Origin of the sequence: Tautonia plasticadhaerens, from assembly GCF_007752535.1 — a bacterium.
Taxonomy (GTDB): domain Bacteria; phylum Planctomycetota; class Planctomycetia; order Isosphaerales; family Isosphaeraceae; genus Tautonia; species Tautonia plasticadhaerens.
Map to the genome: position 1 here is coordinate 5,320,653 of NZ_CP036426.1, position 19,536 is coordinate 5,340,188.

At 69.8% G+C, this 19,536-nt stretch carries 20 protein-coding genes and 2 pseudogenes; 11 read left to right on the forward strand and 11 right to left on the reverse strand.

Going from position 1 to position 19,536, the window contains the following annotated elements; translation table 11 throughout:
• Positions 1-84: 84 nt before the first annotated feature.
• Entirely contained in the window at positions 85-615 is a 531-nt protein-coding gene (locus tag ElP_RS21310) for an integrase core domain-containing protein (protein WP_197446258.1), read from the reverse strand.
• A gap of 103 nt (positions 616-718) precedes the next feature.
• Here ElP_RS21310 and ElP_RS21315 point away from each other — a divergent pair, with 103 nt between their 5' ends.
• From ElP_RS21315 to ElP_RS38470, 4 genes and pseudogenes are all read left to right on the forward strand, one after another.
• Complete coding sequence (locus ElP_RS21315) at positions 719-1,003, forward strand: hypothetical protein (protein WP_145267830.1); 285 nt, start codon at positions 719-721, stop codon at positions 1,001-1,003.
• Positions 1,004-1,098: 95 nt separating this feature from the next.
• Positions 1,099-1,974 (forward strand): hypothetical protein, encoded by an 876-nt coding sequence (locus ElP_RS38465; protein ID WP_197446243.1) that lies wholly within the window; start codon positions 1,099-1,101, stop codon positions 1,972-1,974.
• A 96-nt stretch (positions 1,975-2,070) separates the two neighbouring features.
• Complete coding sequence (locus tag ElP_RS21325) at positions 2,071-2,370, forward strand: 6-phosphofructokinase (RefSeq protein ID WP_145272713.1); 300 nt, start codon at positions 2,071-2,073, stop codon at positions 2,368-2,370.
• Positions 2,371-2,433: 63 nt separating this feature from the next.
• Positions 2,434-2,670, forward strand: a pseudogene (locus ElP_RS38470) (DUF4914 family protein); the annotation flags it as partial.
• Positions 2,671-2,727: 57 nt separating this feature from the next.
• Here ElP_RS38470 and ElP_RS39870 read toward each other — a convergent pair.
• Positions 2,728-3,123 (reverse strand): annotated as a pseudogene (locus ElP_RS39870) (transposase); the annotation flags it as partial.
• Between the two features lie 126 nt (positions 3,124-3,249).
• On the opposite strand from ElP_RS39870, the gene ElP_RS38475 reads away from it, so the two are divergent.
• From ElP_RS38475 to ElP_RS21335, 3 genes are all read left to right on the forward strand, one after another.
• Entirely contained in the window at positions 3,250-3,567 is a 318-nt protein-coding gene (locus ElP_RS38475; protein WP_197447143.1) for a hypothetical protein, read from the forward strand.
• 469 nt (positions 3,568-4,036) lie between these two features.
• A complete protein-coding gene (locus ElP_RS39875) occupies positions 4,037-4,285 on the forward strand; it encodes a hypothetical protein (RefSeq protein ID WP_231749893.1) in 249 nt (82 codons plus the stop codon).
• Positions 4,282-5,220 (forward strand): ISAzo13 family transposase, encoded by a 939-nt coding sequence (locus tag ElP_RS21335; RefSeq protein WP_231749837.1) that lies wholly within the window; start codon positions 4,282-4,284, stop codon positions 5,218-5,220. The genes ElP_RS39875 and ElP_RS21335 overlap by 4 nt, the downstream gene beginning before the upstream one ends.
• Before the next feature lie 42 nt (positions 5,221-5,262).
• Here ElP_RS21335 and ElP_RS21340 read toward each other — a convergent pair whose 3' ends face one another.
• The 6 genes from ElP_RS21340 to ElP_RS21365 all read right to left on the reverse strand — a co-directional run bounded on the left by ElP_RS21340 (position 5,263) and on the right by ElP_RS21365 (position 11,010).
• A complete protein-coding gene (locus ElP_RS21340) occupies positions 5,263-5,595 on the reverse strand; it encodes a hypothetical protein (protein ID WP_231749202.1) in 333 nt (110 codons plus the stop codon).
• Positions 5,592-6,623 (reverse strand): IS4/IS5 family transposase, encoded by a 1,032-nt coding sequence (locus ElP_RS21345; protein WP_145272719.1) that lies wholly within the window; start codon positions 6,621-6,623, stop codon positions 5,592-5,594. Before ElP_RS21345 ends, ElP_RS21340 begins: the two co-directional genes overlap by 4 nt.
• Before the next feature lie 758 nt (positions 6,624-7,381).
• Positions 7,382-7,762 (reverse strand): hypothetical protein, encoded by a 381-nt coding sequence (locus ElP_RS39880; RefSeq protein ID WP_231749203.1) that lies wholly within the window; start codon positions 7,760-7,762, stop codon positions 7,382-7,384.
• Between the two features lie 556 nt (positions 7,763-8,318).
• A complete protein-coding gene (locus ElP_RS21355) occupies positions 8,319-8,465 on the reverse strand; it encodes a transposase (protein ID WP_145272725.1) in 147 nt (48 codons plus the stop codon).
• A 516-nt stretch (positions 8,466-8,981) separates the two neighbouring features.
• Complete coding sequence (locus ElP_RS21360; RefSeq protein WP_145272728.1) at positions 8,982-9,923, reverse strand: DUF6807 domain-containing protein; 942 nt, start codon at positions 9,921-9,923, stop codon at positions 8,982-8,984.
• A 148-nt stretch (positions 9,924-10,071) separates the two neighbouring features.
• On the reverse strand, positions 10,072-11,010 hold the full coding sequence (locus ElP_RS21365) for a biopolymer transporter ExbD (protein WP_145272731.1): 939 nt from the start codon (positions 11,008-11,010) through the stop codon (positions 10,072-10,074).
• A gap of 383 nt (positions 11,011-11,393) precedes the next feature.
• Here ElP_RS21365 and ElP_RS21370 point away from each other — a divergent pair, with 383 nt between their 5' ends.
• Genes ElP_RS21370 through ElP_RS40730 form a run of 3 tightly spaced genes read left to right on the forward strand, consistent with a single transcriptional unit; the run spans position 11,394 to position 15,669 of the window.
• Entirely contained in the window at positions 11,394-13,193 is a 1,800-nt protein-coding gene (locus ElP_RS21370) for a DNA repair helicase XPB (RefSeq protein ID WP_145272734.1), read from the forward strand.
• Between the two features lie 3 nt (positions 13,194-13,196).
• Positions 13,197-13,424, forward strand: coding sequence for a hypothetical protein (locus ElP_RS21375; RefSeq protein WP_145272736.1), 228 nt, complete (start codon positions 13,197-13,199; stop codon positions 13,422-13,424).
• A 7-nt stretch (positions 13,425-13,431) separates the two neighbouring features.
• Entirely contained in the window at positions 13,432-15,669 is a 2,238-nt protein-coding gene (locus ElP_RS40730; protein WP_145272739.1) for a helicase-associated domain-containing protein, read from the forward strand.
• A gap of 17 nt (positions 15,670-15,686) precedes the next feature.
• Here ElP_RS40730 and ElP_RS21385 read toward each other — a convergent pair whose 3' ends face one another.
• Both ElP_RS21385 and ElP_RS21390 read right to left on the reverse strand, forming a co-directional pair.
• Positions 15,687-15,872, reverse strand: coding sequence for a hypothetical protein (locus ElP_RS21385; protein ID WP_145272742.1), 186 nt, complete (start codon positions 15,870-15,872; stop codon positions 15,687-15,689).
• A 137-nt stretch (positions 15,873-16,009) separates the two neighbouring features.
• Positions 16,010-16,594 carry an RNA polymerase sigma factor gene (locus ElP_RS21390; protein WP_145272745.1) on the reverse strand — a complete coding sequence of 195 codons (585 nt, stop codon included), beginning with the start codon at positions 16,592-16,594 and terminating at the stop codon, positions 16,010-16,012.
• Positions 16,595-16,970: 376 nt separating this feature from the next.
• On the opposite strand from ElP_RS21390, the gene ElP_RS21395 reads away from it, so the two are divergent.
• Positions 16,971-17,429, forward strand: coding sequence for a response regulator (locus tag ElP_RS21395; RefSeq protein WP_145272747.1), 459 nt, complete (start codon positions 16,971-16,973; stop codon positions 17,427-17,429).
• A 59-nt stretch (positions 17,430-17,488) separates the two neighbouring features.
• Here the strand turns inward: ElP_RS21395 and sppA are convergent, their stop codons facing one another.
• The gene (sppA, locus tag ElP_RS21400; RefSeq protein WP_145272750.1) at positions 17,489-19,309 is read right to left on the reverse strand and encodes a signal peptide peptidase SppA; all 1,821 of its coding nucleotides are present in this window, start codon (positions 19,307-19,309) and stop codon (positions 17,489-17,491) included.
• Positions 19,310-19,536: the final 227 nt, after the last annotated feature.

The window sequence follows — 19,536 nt, forward strand, 5'->3', positions numbered from 1 at the left end:
CCATGGCGAAACGGTGTTGTTGCATGAAGGGGTTCGGCGGGGGTGTGGCCTGCCCCCCATTTCTTGGTCCAGCGATAACGGAAATCAGGGGTGTGGTTGTTCACTAGATGTGGGCACGGTCGGGTCTTCCTCGATAGGCACGTACCTCACGCAGGTGGCCGCGAACTCGGCCGGTGTCCGGTAGCCCAACGAGCTGTGCGGGCGTTCCGTATTGTACTCCCCTTTCCAAAGCACACCCAACGTCCGCGCCTGCACTTCACTCTCGAACTCCTCGCGGTCCAGGAACTCGTCGCGGAGCTTGCTGTGGAACGTCTCCGCGTACCCGTTCTGCCACGGGCTGGCCGGCGCCACCGGCCACGAACCGGACCCCGAATCCTCCAGCCACGACCGGACCACCTCCGCCACGAACTCCGAGCCGTTGTCGCTGCGGACCCGATGCGGCGGGCCCCCGCGCTCGGCCGCGACGGCGGCCAGGATCGCGCGGACCTCCTCGGCCGTCATGCTCCGCCGCGGCTCCAACGCCAGGCATTCCCGCGTGTACTCATCAACGAGGCTCAACCACTTGAGGCTCCGACCGTCGCTGGTACGGTCGAAGAGAAAGTCCCTGCTTATCACGGATTTGGGGGATGGAAGCGGATGTCCATGTCAGCCCGTCCGACAGCGGCTATGCTGAGGGTCACGGATCTCCGCCTCGTGAGCCATCAGCAGGGACGACGCCATGCCGGCAGCCGACCCCACGTCCCCGCCCCTCCGGGGACAGAAGGCCATCTGTATCCCCCGCGCCCCGCAGAAGTATGAGCAGATCGCAGGCGATGCCGAGCGGTTCCGGGAGTATCTGGGCCAGCAGATCGAAGCCCATCCGGAACTGTTCCCATCCGAGATCCGGCGGGGCTACCGCATGAAGGACACCTACACCTCCCGCAAGGCCGGCTGGAGGCTCCGGCGGATCGACCTCCGCGACGGCCAGAGCTCCCTGGTCCGACCGTCGTTCTTGATGCCGTAGCTGACCGCCCACACCGAGGACGTGCAGGCCCCCCTTTTCTCCGCAAGTTCGCCGTCCCTGACTGGGCCCTGACCGAGGTCTTCGGGCGGGGCCCGATGTACTGGCATCGCCTGGGACGCACGCTTGGCCGATCCGGCCTGGTGGGGGCCACGGTCAAGGGACCGGAGCGGTTGCCCGGTCATCTGGTCGCCGACGAGAAGCACACGACCTTGGCCGGCGAGGAGGTCTACCTGGCGGCCACCGCCGGCGGCGGGTGCTGCCTGGGCCTGGCGTTGGCCGAGAAGGCGGATCAGGACGAGTTGACGAGGGCCTACGGCGTGTCCCGGGATGGGGTCCGGGACCTGGACCCGGAGTACCGGCCCCGGACGGTCAACACCGACGGCTGGGCCGCCACGCAGGCGGCCTGGCGGGCGTTGTTCCAGGGGGCGACGATCATCCTCTGCTTCCTCCATGCGTCCCTGGAGATCCGGGAGCGGGCCAAGCACCTGAAGGAGACCTTCGATGCCCTCCGGGGGCGGGTCTGGGGTGCGTATCACGCCCCGGATGCCCGCACCTTCTCGCAACGGCTTCGCCGGCTGCGGGAGGGGGCCCCGAAGCACATCGACAAGCCGATCGTGCGGGAGAAGGTGCTGTCACTGTGCGAGGAGCGCGAGGCGTTCGCCCTGGCCTACGCCCATCCCGGCTGCCCTCGGACGAGCAACCCGGTGGACCGGCTGTTGCGACGGCTCGACTGCCACCTGTCCTGCACGCAGCAACTGCACGGCAAATCGGCAGCGGCTGAGCAGGGGTTGCGAGGTTGGGCGTTGATCCACAACTTCGCCCCGATGTGCCCTTGGACGGTCCGAGAGACCCCCGAGTTGAGGAGCCCGGCGGAACGGCTCAACGGGAAGCGGTATCACCCCGACTGGCTCCAGAACCTGCTGATCTCGGCCTCACTCGGAGGGGATCGCAGGGCTCCCCGAAATCCGTGATAAGCAGGAAATCTCTTTGGCGAGCCGGCCGCGGGCGGCGACGCCTCGGGCAACCGCCGCTACCACGACATCGGCCCGCTGCTCAAGGGGCGGATCGTGGAGCACTTCCGCACGCTGGGCAGCCCGGTCGACCTGAAGTACATCGACCCCAGCTATATCGTCCGCAGCGCGGCGGCCAACACCGAGGACAGCTTCCTCTGCGACCAGCTGGCCCGCCGCGCCGCCCACGCGGCGATGTCCGGCCGGACCGACCTGGTGGTCGTCGGCCTCAACGGGTCGTTCGCCCACGTGCCGATCCCGCTGGCCGTCGAGCGGAAGCGGCAGGTCGACCCGGAGGGCGAGCTCTGGGGCGCGGTCCTGGCGGTGACCGGCCAGCCCGCCTGGCTGGGCGGCTGAACCGCCCGTGGTACCGTCCGCCTCGCCGATCCACCCGAACCCACCTCTTCAGGGCTTCGCACCATGATCTCGGACCGAGGGCCATTCGACCGCTTCGCGGTCCCCGAGGAGCTGGGGGAAATCCTGGCAGGCTGCCCGGGGTGGCATCTGCCCGAGGGCGTCGACGAGCTGGTCGAGCTCGCGACGCGCGACGCGATCGACGGCTGGCACGAGGTCGCCTACGAGGTCCCCGGCCGGGGTCGGGTCGTCGAGGCCCGCGTCTGCCGGGTGACCAACGGGGTCGCCGCCAACTACCCCGAGCCCGCCATGCGGCGCCGGGACCCGGGGTGCATGGTCATCGGCGACGACCGGCCGACGAGTGACCTCCGACCCGCGGGGCCGCTCGGCGATGGCGGCCCCCTTGCCGGTCGAGACGCCCGGCCCGTCCCTCTCGGCGACGGCCGGCTTCGACGCCCGCTCGCTGCGGACGCCCCTCTCCAACGCCGAGGCATAGGGGTCGAGGCCTCGGGCCTGCGGCACCCGGACGGCGATCGGCCCCATCGGGGTGTGCCGCGTCTCGGGCTTGGAGCCGTTGGCGGAGCCCTTGCGTGCCTCGGATCGCCGGTGGGGGGCGGCCCCGAGGGCCTGGGTCCGCTCCCGCTTCATGAGCTCGTCGCGCAGGACGCCGATGGCCTGGGCCAGGCCGTCGGAGCCATGCTCGGCCAGCAGTTCCATGACCTCGTCGATGGCGGCAGGTTGATCCTGGTGGGTCATCGGCGGCGGTCTCCCTGGGGTCGGTCGGCACTTTCCGGGAAGACCGGCGGTGACCCGCCGCTTCAAGCCGAGCCCTCGCCCAGGCGGGCGGGGGATTTCCAGAAACCAGGATGCACTATCGCGAGGGTGACCCGCCTTCGCTGGGCCTACCTGCTGCGGTTCTTCGCCGGGTGCTGCCTGATCGCCAACGGCGTCTACCTGGGCGTCGGGTCATTTGAGGGCGTCGGGGATGCCGGCGACCTCCTCCGCTACGGGGCTCCCGGATGGCAGTTGATCGCCTTCGGGCTCATCTGCGTGCCGCTCGGTCTGGCCTGTTGGCATCGCTTCGGCCCGCAGTTCGGCCTGGGCGAGGCGATGGGCCTGGTCGATCGTCGTGCGGCGGTGGGGAGCCTCGTCCTGCTCATCGTCGTGCTGGCGGTCGAGATCCTGGCCGATGGCCGATGAGGTGAGGGCCTGCGACCACGGTCCGTTCGACGGAAGGGCGGGCCGTCTCGTCGGCTCCATCTTCGCAGGCAGGCGGAAACCGGGTGGGCCGACATGGCGTGCGGGTCTTGGACGGCGGCCACGGGTCGGCCCGTATGGAGACTGCCCGACGAGCCCATCATCGGGGTCGATCAGGATGCCTGGTTCAGCCAGGACTCACCGGCGTCGTCATCATGAAGCTCGTAGCGTCGAATCCCGACTCTCAGGCCGTGCCCGAGGCCATCGGGGACGTCCTCACCGGGGTCACCGAGGACTCCCTGCGGGAGATAGGGGCCATCCAGGATCAAGTTCCAGTTTTCTGGTAGGATGACATGGACTCCGACGAGACCACAGGGAAGGCGCGTCCATGCCCCAGCGTGACGTCCATCCGTGCCAGTGCCCCTCCTGTACCGGCCCCGAGCCACATCCCGATCAGGAGATCCATCGCCGGATGAACCTCCTGATGAGCCGGCTCGACGAGCAGCAACGCCGCTGGTACGCCGCCGTCGAATCCTCCAAGGTCGGCCACGGCGGCGGTCGCCTCCTGTCCCGGATCACCGGCCTGGACGTCGATACCATCCGCCGGGGCCGACGGGAACTGGCCGACTCGCTGCAGGGCCGGCCCGGCGATCGGGTCCGCTTGCCCGGTGGCGGACGGCCTGCCGTCGAAAAAAAAGCCCCGAGGTCGTCCCGGCCCTGACCGCCGTCGTCGAGCCGACGACCGGCGGCGACCCGATGGGTCCGACCGAGTTCGTCCGCCGCAGCCTCCCGGCCATCGGGGCCGACCTGGAGCGGCTCGGGCACGACCTCAGCCCCACCACCATCGCCCGGCTGCTGCGGGATCAGGACTGCTCGTTGCGGGTCAACCGAAAGCGGTTCACCGGGCCGGATCACCCCGACCGGGACCGGCAGTCCCGCAACATCGACGAGCGGATCGCCATCTTCGAGGGCCTGGGGCAGCCGATCATCGGCGTCGATAGCAAGAAGAAGGAACTGGTCGGCAACTTCAAGAACGCCGGGGCCGCCTGGCTCCGAGAGCCCGAGGAGGTCAATGTCTATGACTTCCTCAGCGATGCCGAGTGCCGGGCGACCCCCTACGGCATCTGCGACGTGCTCTCGGGCCGGGGGCACGTCTGCGTCGGCACCTCGGCGGATACGCCGGCCTTCGCCGTCGAGGCGATCGGCTCGTGGTGGGCACGCCACGGCTCGGAGCGATACCGGGGGGCCGACGAGCTGCTGATCCTGGCCGACGGCGGCGGCAGCAACGGCCATCGCCCCCGGCTCTGGAAGGCCCGGCTGCAGGAGCGGATCGCCGACCGCTACGGGCTCCACGTGACGGTCTGCCACTACCCGACCGGGGCGTCGAAGTGGAACCCGGTGGAGCATCGGCTCTTCGGGCCGGTGAGCATCAATTGGGCCGGGCAGCCGTTGCGAAGCCTGGAGGCGATGCTCGGCTGGGCCCGTGGGACGGAGGTCGGCGGGGCGGGAGTGACGGCGAGCCTGGACCGGGCGGAATATCCGACGAAGGTGAAGGTGCCCGCCGCCGTGATGGAGCGGCTGGACCGGGAGCGGCATGAGGTCTGCCCGGACTGGAACGACACCATCAGCCCACGGCAGCCGCAAGTGCTGCATTGATATGGGCCAAGAGGAACTCGGAACTTATTCTTGGATGGCTCCTTAGTCCGCAAATCCTTCCTCGGAGAGCTCCTTGCGGAGTTCGCCCCGGGGCTTGGTCAGGAAGGGGAACCGCCTCGGACGACGCTTCTTCACCGGAGGCTCTCGGCGACCGGGGCGTGAGGGATTGACCACCAGGTCCTCCCGCCCCTCCCCCTCGCTCGGGCTGACGAGCCAACGCATCGCGTCCACGAGGCTGATCCGCTGCCCCTCGACCCCTTGACGACGGGCCGATCCGAGCATCGCCAGGCGGATCAGGTTGTAGGCGGGCGCGAAGGTCATCAGCTCCCTGAGGACGCCCTCCACGGCCCGGCAACGGAGCACGCCCACCTTCATCGCCGTCTCGAGGTAACCCAGGCAGGCCTCTGCTCCCATCGTTGGAGATATGAGCGACTCAGATCCTCTTTCGGATAGGTCTCCCCGTCTAGCGGCGTGATGACCAGGGTGACCTCGCCGCGGGAGCCGGGCCGGTCCACGCGATATCTCAGCTCGCGGGCGACGAGCGCCTCCGGCGAGGCCGCGAAGACCTTCGGGGCCATCCAGGGCGGGGCGCTCGCCGGCTTGAGCCACTCGACCAGTTGGTCCTCGGGCCCCGGCCCCCGGAGCCAGCGGGACCACGGCGGCCCCTTGCCCTGGGACTTCGAGCGGCGCGACCCGGGCGTGACATGGGGGCGATGCGGGGTGAAGTCGACGACCATCCGCCCCGGGACGCGAAGCAGCCCGCGCAGGCCATCTCTGAGCAGCAACGCCAGGGGCCCATAGGAGCAGAAGCCGCGATCGGTGACCAGCAGGTCCCCCGGCTCGAGTTGCGGGTGGAGCTTCGGCACCGCGGCGATGTCGTGGGCCCGCAGCGGGTCGACGAGCAGTTGCAGCAGCAACCCGGTGGCGGCATGGGACCGGCCGAGCGGGTGGGCGACCGGGGAACCGCAGCCCGGGCGTTGGCCGGTGGGGTGGACGAAGGCCTCCTGCAAGGCGGGCGTGTCGGGCATCGAGGCCCCCGAGCCGTCGCCGAGGAAGGTCCGAGGGCCGTGCCAGCGTCCAGCGGCATCGACGGCGGCCTGGAGCGATCGGACCGAGCTGCGAAGGATCGCCTCGAAGAGGCCCAGGGGGAGCTTGCTTCGGGCCTTTAAGGAGGCCGAGGCGGTAAAGCCCCGGCCGGCGAGATGGGGCAGACGGGCGCAGGCGGTGTTGCCGTGGAGCACATGCAGCAGGGAGGCCTGCATCGTGACCGCGGGATTCGGGAGGCGATCACGCCAGGCGGTATAGTTGACCTGTCGGCAGGCGTGGACGATCGCTTCGAGCCCCGAGGCGGAGGTACCGGCGTCGCGGGATTGGTGCAGGATCCGATTGAGACTGGCGCTCATCGCGGTGAGCTCCTGGGAGGCACGGGTCCGTCCCCGCGCTATGCGACGTCATCGCGGCGATCAATCGTGACAACCTCCTCGGTGCGAACGGCTCCGGCTTAACGACATGCCATTCGGGTCCTGACCCTTGTTTGAGCCAGATCCTTTCTGTGAGCAACACACCGGTATCGGGTTGGTAATGGGTTTGGCCCCGAAGTATCGCGATTCCCTGTGTTTTCCGCGCTTCTTCGCAACGCCTTGCAAAAGGGCCGAAAAGACGTAGGATGCTCTCGGATTTTGAGTTCAGGGCTAATTCGGCAGTCATGTGCTCGCGCTTCGGGTCCGTGAGGTCGGAGATTAAAATCCTCTCGCCCTGGTTTGTTCTAAATCCTTCCCGTCTAATAGGTTAAAGAGCAGTTCGCCGTGAAAAAGAGCAGTTCGCCGTGAAAAAGAGCAGCCCTGAAGCTGACGCCAAAGCGCTACTGATAGCGCTTTCAATCAGTTTCAGACCGTGCCGCGCCCGTAAAAGATTTCCTCCAGCCAGGTTTGGCCCTCCCATCTTCTCGGGCCAGTCTGGGCTTCGTCACTCCTCCAGATTCACTCTCGGCTGATCCTGTCTGTTTTGGGGTCGGGGCGTAGCAACCGGCGACGAGGCTCCGGATGCGGCCCCGCACCGTCTGGTAGTCGCACAGGCTGGCACGCAACGACCGCTTCAAATCGGCCATCGTGTCGAACAGCCGGTCGTGCGTCGCCCGCCGCCGCAGCAGCTCCCAGAACTGCTAGATGACGTCGAGCTGCGGGCTGTAGCTGGGCAGCCGCTTCAGCCTCGGGTGCGGGTGGTCCGCCCGGGCTCCGGCGACAGCCTTGCCGGCGTGCCAGGGGGCGTTGTCGATCAGCAGCACAACCCGACCGTGCTCGGCCCGGGGATAGAGCCGGCCGACGTGCCGGAGGTGGGCGGCGAACGCCTCCGGCAGCCGGCGGGCCTTGCTCTTGCCCGTCCTCTTGGCGGCATCCTTGGGGCTCTCCAGGAGGTTGGCGTGAATGGCCGCCGTGACGGCGTTGACGACGGCGGAGACGTAGATCGGGTCCTTGCAGTCCCCCGTCCCGGACGTCGGGCGGTGCCCCTTCACGCCGGGGGTGCGGCCGAGCGTCGGCACCATCGGGAAGCGGGCCTCGTCCCGGGGGCCGCGGCCTGCTTCTCGGAATCGCCCCGCAGGAAGCGGTAGGTCGGCCGGTAGGGCCGGATCTCGTTGCGGCGGCAGGAGGCGCCTGCATGGCCGACTTGCGGACCCGGATGCCCTGGGTCTGGTACAGGTGCTCGACCAATTCCTCGCAGGTCCAGTTGGCCCGGTCGAGTCCCTGCTTGGCCGGACCATCGATGGCCCACCGCCGCAGCGTCGGTGCCAGGTCCTCGGTCAGCTTCGGCGGGGCCCCCTTGGCCTTGCGGGGCCGGAGCCGGTCCGGCCCGCCGACGAGGTAGGCGTTGAACCGCCGCTGGACCCAGCGTGGGCCGGTCCCCGTGCCGGCGGCGATCCGGGAGCGGGGCCGGCCCCGGTGGGCCATCAGGACGATCTGGGCCCGGTGGCGGAGCTTGGCATCGGCTGTGGTCCGAAGGACCTGCTCCAGGGATACCACCTCGTCATCGGGCAGCCGGATGCGCATCATTGGGGGCCTCCTGCCTGGGAACCAGAGGAGACCCCGTCAGAATAGACAGCATCAGCCGGAATGTGAATGGGAGAGGATGGCGTTGAGCCCCTCCCGCATCTCGACGTCGCGAGGTCGCCGCGGCGAGGAGACGGGGATCAGCGGCTCCAGGGCGGCCCACTGCTCGTCGGTCATGTCCGAAGGGTAGGGCTTGCGCATCGGGGCCGCTCCTGTTGCCGTCGTGACGAGCGAACTCCCTGGCTCGGCAACACCTTACGCTGCTCTGCAATTCCCGGATAGCCTGCAAGTTTTCTTGAGTATTCATAGGTAATTTTTGATTATGAAAAATCAATTTTTAGATCATCGGAATTCACCCAATCGATCCAGCTTTCCGCTGCCTGAAATGTCTTCAGTCGAGTCCACGGCAACCGCCCGGGTTGGTTGCGAGATCAGGTTCGGTCAGCAGGGTTACGACAGCGAGTCGAGCCGGGAGTACCTGCGTTGGATGGGCATCGACCCGCACATCGCCAAGCGGAAGGCGCCCCATGGCAGCGGGCTCGGCGTGGTAGGTTGGCGTGCGGACCATCGGTTGGCTCGAGGGGCTGCGACGGATGCGAGTGAGGTACGACCGGCTGGGGGTGATCCAGGACGCCTGGACGACCCTGGCGGCCTGTGTCGTCTGCTTCCGCATCCTCCACCACGATGTGATGTAAAGCACCAGGTTTTGTCGGGGCTTCAGGAAGAGCCGGGCACACTGTTGGGTTCATACCCCCGCCGGATGCCCGGGAACCCCCCTGCTGCCCTCTCCTCGAACAGGTACGCCGAAGTCAGGGCGAAACGCTCCCATTGGGCATCGAGGGCCGATCGATCGGCCGGGCCGGGGTGGATGAGCAGGCGGTAGCGGAGGTCGAGGGGGTGGTGGACGGCCACGCCATGGGGCTCGGGCAGGCAGAAGGCGGCCTCCATCCAGCCGTCTCGGCGGACGTGCCAGTGGGAGGGGTGCCGGGGATTGTCGGGGTGGTCGAGGTAGCAGATGCCCTCGACCACCTCGGGGGCGACGGGTCCGGAATAGTCCACCCAGCGGTTGCGGGTGCCGAAGATCGCGTCCTCGCCGGTGGCACCCTCGGAACTGGTCAGGGTGCCTCCGCCGAACTGTTCCGAGATCGTCTTGGCCACCCGGACGCCCAGGAAGCCGAATTTCGTCTTTCCCAGTTCCACCGGGCGGCCGTCGGGCGAAGTGAACTGCGATTGCAGGTCCAGCGCGTAGCCCTCGCCGATCGGCTCCACCGCGGCGATCAGCAGGTGCGAGAGCCGTACCTTCCCCTCGGCGTACCATTCCAGCTCGGCGGCGAAGGCGGCCCAGTCGGCCCGATCCTCGTACCAGAGGACGCGGCGATGCCTCACCTGCACGTCCTTGCCCTGGGGCTCCCCCCAGAAGTTGATCCCGTCGACGAACTGGTGCCCGAACCAGGCCGACTTGTGGTGATCGTGGCCCACCGGGTTCGGGTGCCCCATCCTCGTGAGCATCCTCCCCGAGGGGCCAAGCATGGGGTAGAAAAACGGCCGAGAACCGCCCGGCGCGTACTCGTACCCCACCACCTCCCGCCCGTCGATCGCCAGCGAGGCGCGATCGACCCCGGGGATCGCCTGGCACCTGGGGAACTGGAATGCGTCCATAAACCCACTCCTCCGAGGCCTGGAGAATACCGAGGACCCCACGCAACGGCGCAGAGTCGCGGAGGGGAGGAGGGGAATCTCACCCTCCCGCTCCCCGTTCCTCTGCGGCCCTTCGTCTCTGCGTGAGATCCCCTCCCGTCGTGGATACTCAAGGCAGCTCCACCGCCTTTCCCTCGGGGACGACGCGGCCGCCCTCCCGGAGGGCGAAGAACGGCCGCTCGCGGTCGACCATGACGAGCGAGCCGGCCATCGCCCCCTTGCCGTCGGAGAAGAGGCGACCCTCGTACTCCTGGGTCGTCCGGGGGAGCTGCACCGAGAACCGGACCGGGGGATCCGGCCCGTCCTCGACCTCCCCCCGCACCTCGTACGACGAGCCGGTCTGGTCCGATCGGAACCGCCCCGAGACGGATCGCCCCTCGACGTCGAGATCCAGCGTCCCCGAGAGGGAGCCGTCGGCGTACAGGCGATAGCGCCCGGCGTAGTCCCCCGGCAGGATCGACCGGCCGGGAGACGGGGTGCCGGGGGCCGTCTCGGGGAATTCGGGCGGCGTCTGTAGCGTGGAAATCGAGGCGCCGCCGATCGCCTCCAGCCGCTGACCGCCCCCCCCTTCGTCCTCGACGACGAAGCGGAGGTCCCCCCCCTGCCCCTCGGGGACGACCTGGCCGGAATCGAGATCGAACGTGAAGCCGCCGAAGAGGATCACGCCCCGGCCCTCGGCCAGGCGGTCGGGGGCTGAGCCGCCCCCGGCCTCGAAGGTCGCGAACCGCTCCAGGACGAGGACCGGAACCAACTCGGGGGGAGCGTCGGGATCCGCTCCGTCCTCGGGATGGGCCGGCCGGAACCCGGGGGAAATGAGGACCCGACTCGGGTTCCCGAGGTCCGTCCTCACGAGCAGCACCGGGGAGCGGATCCCTTGCAGCATGTTCGGCATGGCGGCCAGGTCCAGCAGTGTCAGCCGGTCCCTCGCCACCACGCCCGGCCCCTCGACCAGACCGGAGAGCACCCGGCCTTCCAGGCGGTCGAAGTCGTCGGCGGGGGCGATCGAGCCGGTCAACAGCAAGGCGACCGCAGGCAGTGTCCGTCTCATCAGGGCGGCTCCCGAGATGGGGGGCATCGTCGCCCATCCTAGTGGGGCGGAGGCCCGATCGCGAGGGGGGCGGGGACGGTGGTCGGTGGAGGGGACCGCACGCCCGGTCGCAACGACGCAGCGGGGGAGCGGGAAGGACGGGGGGATCCGGGCCCTTTGCCGGGGTCCCCCCTCCTGCCAGGTTCCCCCTCCGCTCCCGCTGCGGTCCTTCGGCCCCGCGTGCGAACCCTCCCCGCTCCGGGCTCGACCTGCCTTGCCCGACCCGGGGCCGAAGGCGTACCATGAATCCTTGGCCCTGAGACCGGATCGAATCGCACGACGCACCCTCGCCCCCGCCGCCGGAGCGCGGTCGGGCGACCCGAGCCCCCTCGGCATGGAGCCCAATGCAGCAGTACAACCCCGCCAACCCCCTGATCGTGCAGGGCGACCGGACGGTCCTGCTCGAGGTCGATAATCCGCTCTACCCCGAGGCCCGAGACGCCCTCGCCCCGTTCGCGGAGCTGGAGAAGAGCCCCGAGCACATCCACACCTACCGGCTCACCCCCCTGTCGCTCTGGAACGCGGCGGCCGCCGGGATGACGGCCGACGAGATGGTGGACGTGCTCGGCCTCTTCACCAAGTTCCCGCTGCCCCCCAGCCTCGGGAATGACCTGGCCGAATTGGTCGGCCGGTACGGCCGGGTCCGGCTGGAGCGGGTCGACGGTGAATTGCGGCTGATCTCCTCCGATCGCCCCTTGCTGGAGGAGCTGGCCCGCCGCAAAGGGTTGCGTGATCTACTCTTCCACCGGATCGACGACACCTCGTTCGCCGTCGACGATTCCCACCGCGGCCTGCTGAAGCAGCAACTCATCGCCGCCGGATACCCGGCCGAGGACCTCGCCGGGTACTCCCCCGGCACCCCCTTGGAGGTGAACCTCCGGGAGGGGGAGGCCCGCTCGGGCCGCGCCTTCCAGGTCCGGGACTATCAGCGGCAGTCGGTCGACGCCTTCTACGCGGGGGGGGACGCCCGGGGGGGCTCCGGGGTGATCGTCCTGCCCTGCGGCGCCGGCAAGACAATCGTCGGCATCGCGGCGATGGCCAAGATCAAGACCCAGACCCTCGTGCTGACCACCAGCACGACCGCCGTCGAGCAGTGGAGGCGCGAGATCCTCGACAAGACGGATCTCACCGACGAGCAAGTCGCCACCTACACCGGGGACTCCGAGAAGAAGATCGCCCCGGTGACGCTGGCCACCTACCAGATCGTTACCTATCGACCGAGCAAGACCGGCCCCTTCCCCCACTTCAAGCTGTTCGCCGAGCGCGACTGGGGCCTGATCGTCTACGACGAGGTCCACCTGCTGCCGGCACCCGTCTTCCGGGTGACCGCCGACATCCAGGCCCGACGCCGGCTCGGCCTGACCGCCACCCTGGTCCGGGAGGACGGCCGGGAGGACGACGTCTTCAGCCTCATCGGCCCGAAGAAATTCGACGTGCCCTGGCGGATCCTGGAGCAGAAGGGCTGGATCGCCGAGGCCCGGTGCGTCGAGATCCGGGCCGGGCTGCCGGACCCGAACCGCATGGAGTACGCAATCGCCGAGTGGCGGGACAAGTTCCGACTCGCCAGCGAGAACCCCCTGAAGGACGAGCTGGTCGAGGAGCTGCTCTCCCGGCACGACGGCCCCGACGACCGCGTCCTGGTCATCGGCCAGTACTTGAACCAGCTCAGGCGCCTCGCCGAACGCTTCGAGATCCCACTGATCACCGGCCAGACCTCCAACGGCGTCCGGGAGGATCTCTACGGCAAGTTCCGTCGCGGCGAGATCCGCAAGCTGATCCTCTCCAAGGTCGGCAACTTCGCCATCGACCTGCCCGACGCCAACGTGATGGTCCAGGTCTCCGGCACCTTCGGCAGCCGACAGGAGGAGGCCCAGCGGCTCGGGCGGATCCTCCGGCCCAAGGGGGGTGAGGAGCCCGCCACCTTCTACTCGCTCGTCTCCCGGGACACCCGGGAGATGGAGTTCGCCCACCATCGCCAGCTCTTCCTGACCGAGCAGGGCTACTCCTACGAGATCCTCGACGCGTCCGACCTGCTCGACGGCCTCGCCCCCGGCCCCCGCCCCCCCGAGGCCGACGACGAGGCCGACGACGAGGCCGTCGACTCGCCTCCCCGTCGAGAACGCGCCGGCGCGAGGGGCGAGTGAGCGATGACCCCGACCCCCGCGCCCCGGACCCCGATCAAGCTGCACCGCAACGTGGCCCTGATCCGCACCGAGGATCCCCTCGTGATCGAGGAGCTGATGGCCCGCAAGCCGCTGGCCCGGCTGATCGCCGGCCGCCTGTCGGAGACGGTCCTACTCGTCAGGCCGGAGGACGAGGCCGCCCTGCTGGAGGAGCTGAGGCGCATGGGGCACGCCCCCCGCGTCGTGCGATGACATGGCGATGACCGACCCGACGCCCGACGACCTGCCGACCGACGAGCCCGAGGACGGCCCCGAGGGCGACGCCCAGGACGGGGACGGGGCCTCCCCGATCCCCTGCTCCTATCGCTCCGCCCTGGCCACGTCCGGCCCATGGCGGCTCCGGGCCATCCTCAAGGAACTGGGCGTCGACCCGGGCCGCCGCTCCCTCGGCCTGGACGAGGCGCTGGCCGAACATCTCGACGCCCCGAGCACCGTCGGCCGAATCCTCGACGCCCTCGGCCCCGAGCCGCACCAGGCGTTCGGCCTCTTCTCCCGCACCGAGACGCCGGTCTGGCCGGCCGTCGCCCTCGGCGAGGCCCTGCTCGGCCTGGGCGTCGACCCGGCCCGGGCGCTCGATCGCCCCCTCGCCCTCGGCCTGGTCGCCCCGATGCCGGCCCCGGACGGCCCCGATGACCAGCTCTTCCCGCTCGTTCCGGGGAGGATCCCCGGGCTGAGGTTCGTCGCCCACCCCGCCGCCCTCGAATCGACCCGCATCCGCCCCCCGCTCGGGGACGGGCCGGCTACCCTGGGGGAGCCCGCCCGGCTCGTCCGCGAGTCCGACGGCCTCGAGCCGGTGCTCCGCCTGGCGGCCCTCTGGCAGCTCGCCGACGCCGCGCCCCTGAAACGGACCCGGCAGGGGGATCTCTACAAGCGGGACCGCCAGCGTCTCGACGAGGATCCCGCCCTCGCCGGGCCGATCGCCGACGTGCTCCGCCCCGTGGACGACCCCGTCTCCCGCTGGCTCAACCTCGCCCGGTCCGTCGGGCTGCTCCTCGACGAGCCGGATTCCGACCGGATCGTCTCCGCGCCCTCTGAGTTCTGGGGCGAGCACGGGGTCCACCTGCCCCAGATGATCGCGGCCCGCTGGCTCGGTGGCGGCGACTTGCGCCTCGGCCCCGCCGCTGACCCCGGCTCCTCGCTCGCCCTCCGGATCGCCTCCCTGCTCGCCCTCGCCTCGGCCGGGGAGGACGACTGGTTCCTCCTGGAGGAACTCGCCACCTGGCTCGGGGCGAGGATGCACCCGCCCGCCCCGGCCGAGTCGAAGCCCGAACGCCGGAAGGGCCGGCCCGAGCCCCCGCCGCCCGACGACCCGATGCTCGACGCGCTGCATGCCGCCCTGCTCGGCCCGGCCTACCTGCTCGGCCTCGTCCGGGTCGGCGAGTCCGGGCCGGGCGGTCTCCCGGCGGTGCAGCTCTCCCCCCGGGGCCGCTACGTGCTCGGCCTCGGCCCGCCGCCCCCGCCCCCCCCTCGGATCGAGCAATTCCTGTTCGTCCAGCCGAACTTCGAGATCGTCGCCTACCGACAGGGGATGAACCCCGCGCTGATCGGCCGACTGAGCCGGTTCGCCCGCTGGGAACAGCTCGGGTCGGCCCTGACGCTCCGGCTCAACTCCGACTCCATCGACCGCGGCCTCGCCTCCGGCCTCTCGGCCGGTGAGATCCGGGATTGGTTGGGCAAGCATGCCGTCCGCCCCCTCCCCGACGGGGTCTCCGGCGCCATCGACACCTGGGCCGGCCGACGCGACCGCCTCACCTATTTCTCCTCCGCCACGCTCATCGAGTTCGGCTCCCCCTCCGAGCTGGAGGAGGCCCTGGCCGATTGGCCTGAGGGCCCCTCCTCGCCGCCGATGCGGGTGGCCGACCGGGTTTTGCTCGTCGAGGACGAAGGCGCGATCCCGTTCAAACGCTTCCGGCTCGCCGGGGCCCGCGACTATCGCCGCCCCCCCGAGACCTGCGTCGGGGTCGGCGCCGACGGGGTCTCCCTCTCCGCCGACCCGGCCCGGGGCGACCTCTTCGTCGAGGCCGAGTTGTCCCGGTTCGCCGACCTCGACCCGGACACGCCCGCCGACGCCCTCCGACGCCGATACGTCGTCTCCCCGGAGTCGCTCCGACGGGCCTCGGCCGAGGGGATGACCGCCGCCTCGCTCTCCCAGTGGTACGCCCACCGGACCGGCGGCAAGATCCCCCCCGCCGTCCGCCTGATCGCCCGCCTGGTCGACCTCGAAGGAGAGGGGCTCCCCCCTCCCCTCAAGGCCGACCGACCGCTCTTGCTCCGGGCCCCCGACCCCGAAATCCTCGACGGCCTGCTCCAGCATCCCGACACCCGCCCGTTGCTCGGCGACCGCCTGGGGCCCACGGCCGCGGTGGTCCGATCCGTCGACCCCGCCGCGCTCCGCGACGCCCTCCGACGGCTCGGCGTCCGGCTCGATCTGGACTGAATCGCCCATCCCGCCGCTCACCGCACCACGCCCCCCGAGGCGGGCACGAGCAGGCTCAATCCCCGGATCCGGGATGTGCAGGGCTGGTTGTCGGTCTGGAACAGGAAGGCGCCCATCGCCAGGATGAGGGGACCAATCGACGACGGCGAGCCGATCAAACGGGCGCCGGCGACGACGGCCACGGCGGGAACGAATCGACCCATCCCGATCCGGACGGGGCCGCAAATCCCCGGACTGCGGCGCATCCACGGCCGTCGGCCACGGTGGCCTGGTCGCGCCGTCGGGAACGAGTCACGGGAACGAGTCACGGGAACGAGGACCGGGGCGGCGTCACGCTCGCTCAGCGGGAGCGTTCCTCCGCGGCCTCCCGGAGCTTGCGGCGGGCCTTGGCGAGGATGGGGCCGACGGAGTTCTCGGGGATGTCCAGTTCCTTGCCGATCTGCCGGTAATTCAGGAAGGACAGGTGGTACATGCGGATGACCTTCGCCTCCCGATCGGAGAGGTGCCGGAGCATCGCCTCGACATCCTCGGCCGAGGCGATCGGCTCGACGACCTCCTCGGTGAGATCCTCGACGTCGACGGCCGCCCGGTGGGCCCTCGTATGGCCGAGCGAGGCCTCTCGCTGGCGCTTGACCATCTCCTTGACGCAGATCCGGCGGGCGACCACCGTGAGGTAGGTCGGCAGCGAACTCTGGGCCTTGAAGCGGCGGAGCACGGCGTAATCGTCGTCGACGACTCGCAGCAGGATCTCGGCGCAGATGTCCTCCACGTCGGCCTGGCTGAGCGTGACGCTCCGGGCGTAGGAGACGTGGTGGATGACGTGATAGATCAGGCCCATGTAGCGGTCGACGAACTCGATCCAGGAGCCGGGCTCCCGCTTCAGGCATCGGTCGAGCAATTGGCGGTCGAAGTCGCGGAGGGGCACGTCCAGACCTCCCAGGTGAGTCGATCGAGCGGGGGGTGTGTCTCGGGGGGCTCGGGCGGTATCGCGGGCGGGATCGCCCGGCGAGGGAGGGGAGGGAAAGCCCACCCCGGCCTTCGATGGCCCCGGAGCCGACGCCACCGCCTTCATTCTTACGACCCGGTCGATCTCCCCCGGACACCGGCCCGGAGGATCGCTCGACGCTCACCAATAAAGTCTTACACCGCGAACGGCTTGGGGCAAGTCGGGCCGCCCCGATCGGGACCCCGGGAAACGCCATTCCTCGGACCACTCGGAATTGCTAGACTCGCCCCGACAGGGGGCCCCGCCGGGTCGCCGCCCCTCCCTCCTCCCCCGGAACCTGGCGAACGCGACGCCCATGGACACCACCCCGGACCGCCCGGTCATCCTCATCGCCGACGACCACCCCCAGAACGTCGAGTTGCTGGAGGCGTACCTCTCGGGGATCGACTGCGAGATCCTCACCGCCGCCGACGGCGAGGAGACGCTCCAGGTCGTCCGCGAGCAGAAACCGGACCTCGTCCTGCTCGACGTGATGATGCCCCGCGTCTCCGGCTTCGAGGTCTGCCGGACGATCCGGGCCGACCCCGAGACGAGCAACACCCTGGTCCTGATCGTGACCGCCCTGAACGAGGCCGCCGACTTCGAACGCGGCGTCCAGGCCGGGACCGACGACTTCCTGACGAAGCCCGTGAATAAGGTCGAACTGCTCTGCCGGGTCAAGAGCTTGCTCCGGGTCCGGCACCTCAAGAATCAGCTCGACCGGACCCTCGCCTACCTCTCCGAGGTCGAGGAGGCGAGCCGGGGGCGAGGCTGAGGGAGCCCCCACTCGCCCCCCCGCCCTCCCCGGGCGGGGGAGGGCGGGGCGTCGGTCGATCAGCGGATGCGGACCTCGAATGGCAGGAGGAGCACCGCCGGCTCCCGCTCCACCAGCTTGCGGAGGGCTTCCGCCCGGGCGGCGACCGACCGGATCGGCTCCGGCAGCACGGACTCGACGCCGAGGACCGGGGCGCGGATCCCCATGCCGTCGAACGCCTCGGAGAGCGACTCGAAGATCGACTTCGGCTCGGGCAGGACCAGCCGCTCGACCTCGACCTCGGGGCCCAGGTCGGCCAGCGCCTTCGCCTTCGCCACCGCCTCCTCCAGAGTCCCCAGCTCGTCGACCAGGCCGAGCTCCTTGGCCTTGCGGCCGGAGTAGACCCGGCCCCCGGCCAGGTCCTCCAGGGCGTCGAATTCCATCTCCCTCCCCTCGGCGGCCTTGGACACGAACTGGCGATACGTGTCCTCCATCATCGCCCGGACGGCCTCCTCCTGCTCCTCGTTGAAGGGGGAGAAGGGGGAGAACAGGGCCCCATTCTCCCCCACCCGGACCGTGTCGGTCGTCACGCCCACCTTCTCCAGCAGGCCGCCGAGGGCGAACTTGCCGCCGACCACGCCGATCGAGCCGGTCAGGGTGCCCGGCTCGGCGAAGATCGAGTCGCAGCCCATGCTGATGTAGTACCCGCCGGAGGCGGCGGTGTCGGACATGCTGGCCACGATCGGCTTCTCGGCCTCGACGATCGCCCGCCACATCAGGTCGCTTGCCAGGGCGCTGCCGCCGGGGGAGTCGACCCGGAGGACGATCGCCTTGACCGTCTCGTCCTGCTCGGCCTTCTCGATCTGCTCGACGATCGTGTCGGAGCCCATCACCGCCTCTCCCAGGAAGGACCCCGGGGAGGACTTGCCGGCCTGGATCACGCCGGTCGCGTAGATGACGGCCACCTTGGGCGCCTTGGACTCGGCCGCCTTGGTCCCCTCCCCGGACAGTTCCTGGAGCAGCTTCATGAACCCGGCGAACCCGGAATAGTCCTCCGGCTCGGGCTCGCCATACTCCTCGTCGAGCTTAACCTCTTTCACGCCGAGCGCCTCGGCCAGGTGCTCCTCGACCTGGTCCGGGTAGGCCAGCTCGTCGACCAGGCCGACCTCGACCGCCTTGGAGGCCGTGTAGGGGCCGTCGTCGACCAGGGCCCGGGCCACGGCGGCGTCGAGCTTGCGGCCCTCGGCGATGGACTCGATGAACAGGTCGAACTCGTCGGAGAGGACGGCGGTCAGCTCCTCCCGGAACTCGGGGCTCATCTCGGTCCGGGTGTAGGGCTCGGCGGCCCCCTTGTATTCGCCGACCTGCAGGTAGTCGGGCTGGACGCCGAGCTTGTCGAACAGCCCTTTGAAGAAGGTGACCTCGGCCGCCAGGCCGGAGAGCATCAGCGAGCCGCTCTCGGGCATCACCACTCGGTCGGCGGCCGAGGCGACCCAGTAGTCGGCGTTGCCGGCCATCTCCAGCAGGGCGACGACGGGCTTGCCCGTCTCCCGGAAGTCGGAAATCGCCCGGCGCAGCTCGTTGGCCTTGCCCGGCCCGACGGCCAGGTCCCGGAACCGGAGGACCAGGGCCTTCACCTCGTCGTCCTTCGCGGCCGTTTCGATCTTCCCCAGCAAGGTCGGCAAATTCTTCTCGATCGGCGAGCCGTCGAGCCCCAGCGGGGACGGGGCCTCGGCCAGGGTCCCCTTGAGGGTCAGGTCGACCACGATCGGGGGCTTCGACGCCTTCGTCGACTCCTCGTCGGGTTTCCCGGCGTCGGCAGGCTTCGGGTCGTCCTGGGGGGCGGGGGAAACCCAGCCCGGTGCCAGCAGCACGAGCCAGGCGATGAGTGCGGTGTTCATCGGCAAGTGGGACTCCAGTCGTCGGGTCGGCCCCGGCCGGCCCTCGGGAATCGGGAGGGAATCCGGCCGGGGGGCGGATTTTCGATCTCGGCCGTGCTATGGTAATACGAATCTTCGATCGGGTAGATTAGGTGCCGGGAGCCGGCGACGGAGAACCCGGGCGTTTGGCCACCCGGGGGATGTCGCATCGACCGATCGTGACGCCCCCGTCCGGTCGGCCCGCGATC

Coding starts and splice junctions, on each gene's coding strand:
- ElP_RS21315 (WP_145267830.1), top strand. CDS start 719: ATGCCGGCAGCCGACCCCACGTCCCCGCCCCTCCGGGGACAGAAGGCC.
- ElP_RS38465 (WP_197446243.1), top strand. CDS start 1,099: ATGTACTGGCATCGCCTGGGACGCACGCTTGGCCGATCCGGCCTGGTG.
- ElP_RS39875 (WP_231749893.1), top strand. CDS start 4,037: ATGAACCTCCTGATGAGCCGGCTCGACGAGCAGCAACGCCGCTGGTAC.
- ElP_RS21340 (WP_231749202.1), bottom strand. CDS start 5,595: ATGAAGGTGGGCGTGCTCCGTTGCCGGGCCGTGGAGGGCGTCCTCAGG.
- ElP_RS21345 (WP_145272719.1), bottom strand. CDS start 6,623: ATGAGCGCCAGTCTCAATCGGATCCTGCACCAATCCCGCGACGCCGGT.
- ElP_RS39880 (WP_231749203.1), bottom strand. CDS start 7,762: ATGGTGCCGACGCTCGGCCGCACCCCCGGCGTGAAGGGGCACCGCCCG.
- ElP_RS21355 (WP_145272725.1), bottom strand. CDS start 8,465: ATGCGCAAGCCCTACCCTTCGGACATGACCGACGAGCAGTGGGCCGCC.
- ElP_RS21360 (WP_145272728.1), bottom strand. CDS start 9,923: ATGGACGCATTCCAGTTCCCCAGGTGCCAGGCGATCCCCGGGGTCGAT.
- ElP_RS21365 (WP_145272731.1), bottom strand. CDS start 11,010: ATGAGACGGACACTGCCTGCGGTCGCCTTGCTGTTGACCGGCTCGATC.
- ElP_RS21370 (WP_145272734.1), top strand. CDS start 11,394: ATGCAGCAGTACAACCCCGCCAACCCCCTGATCGTGCAGGGCGACCGG.
- ElP_RS21375 (WP_145272736.1), top strand. CDS start 13,197: ATGACCCCGACCCCCGCGCCCCGGACCCCGATCAAGCTGCACCGCAAC.
- ElP_RS40730 (WP_145272739.1), top strand. CDS start 13,432: ATGACCGACCCGACGCCCGACGACCTGCCGACCGACGAGCCCGAGGAC.
- ElP_RS21385 (WP_145272742.1), bottom strand. CDS start 15,872: ATGGGTCGATTCGTTCCCGCCGTGGCCGTCGTCGCCGGCGCCCGTTTG.
- ElP_RS21395 (WP_145272747.1), top strand. CDS start 16,971: ATGGACACCACCCCGGACCGCCCGGTCATCCTCATCGCCGACGACCAC.
- sppA (WP_145272750.1), bottom strand. CDS start 19,309: ATGAACACCGCACTCATCGCCTGGCTCGTGCTGCTGGCACCGGGCTGG.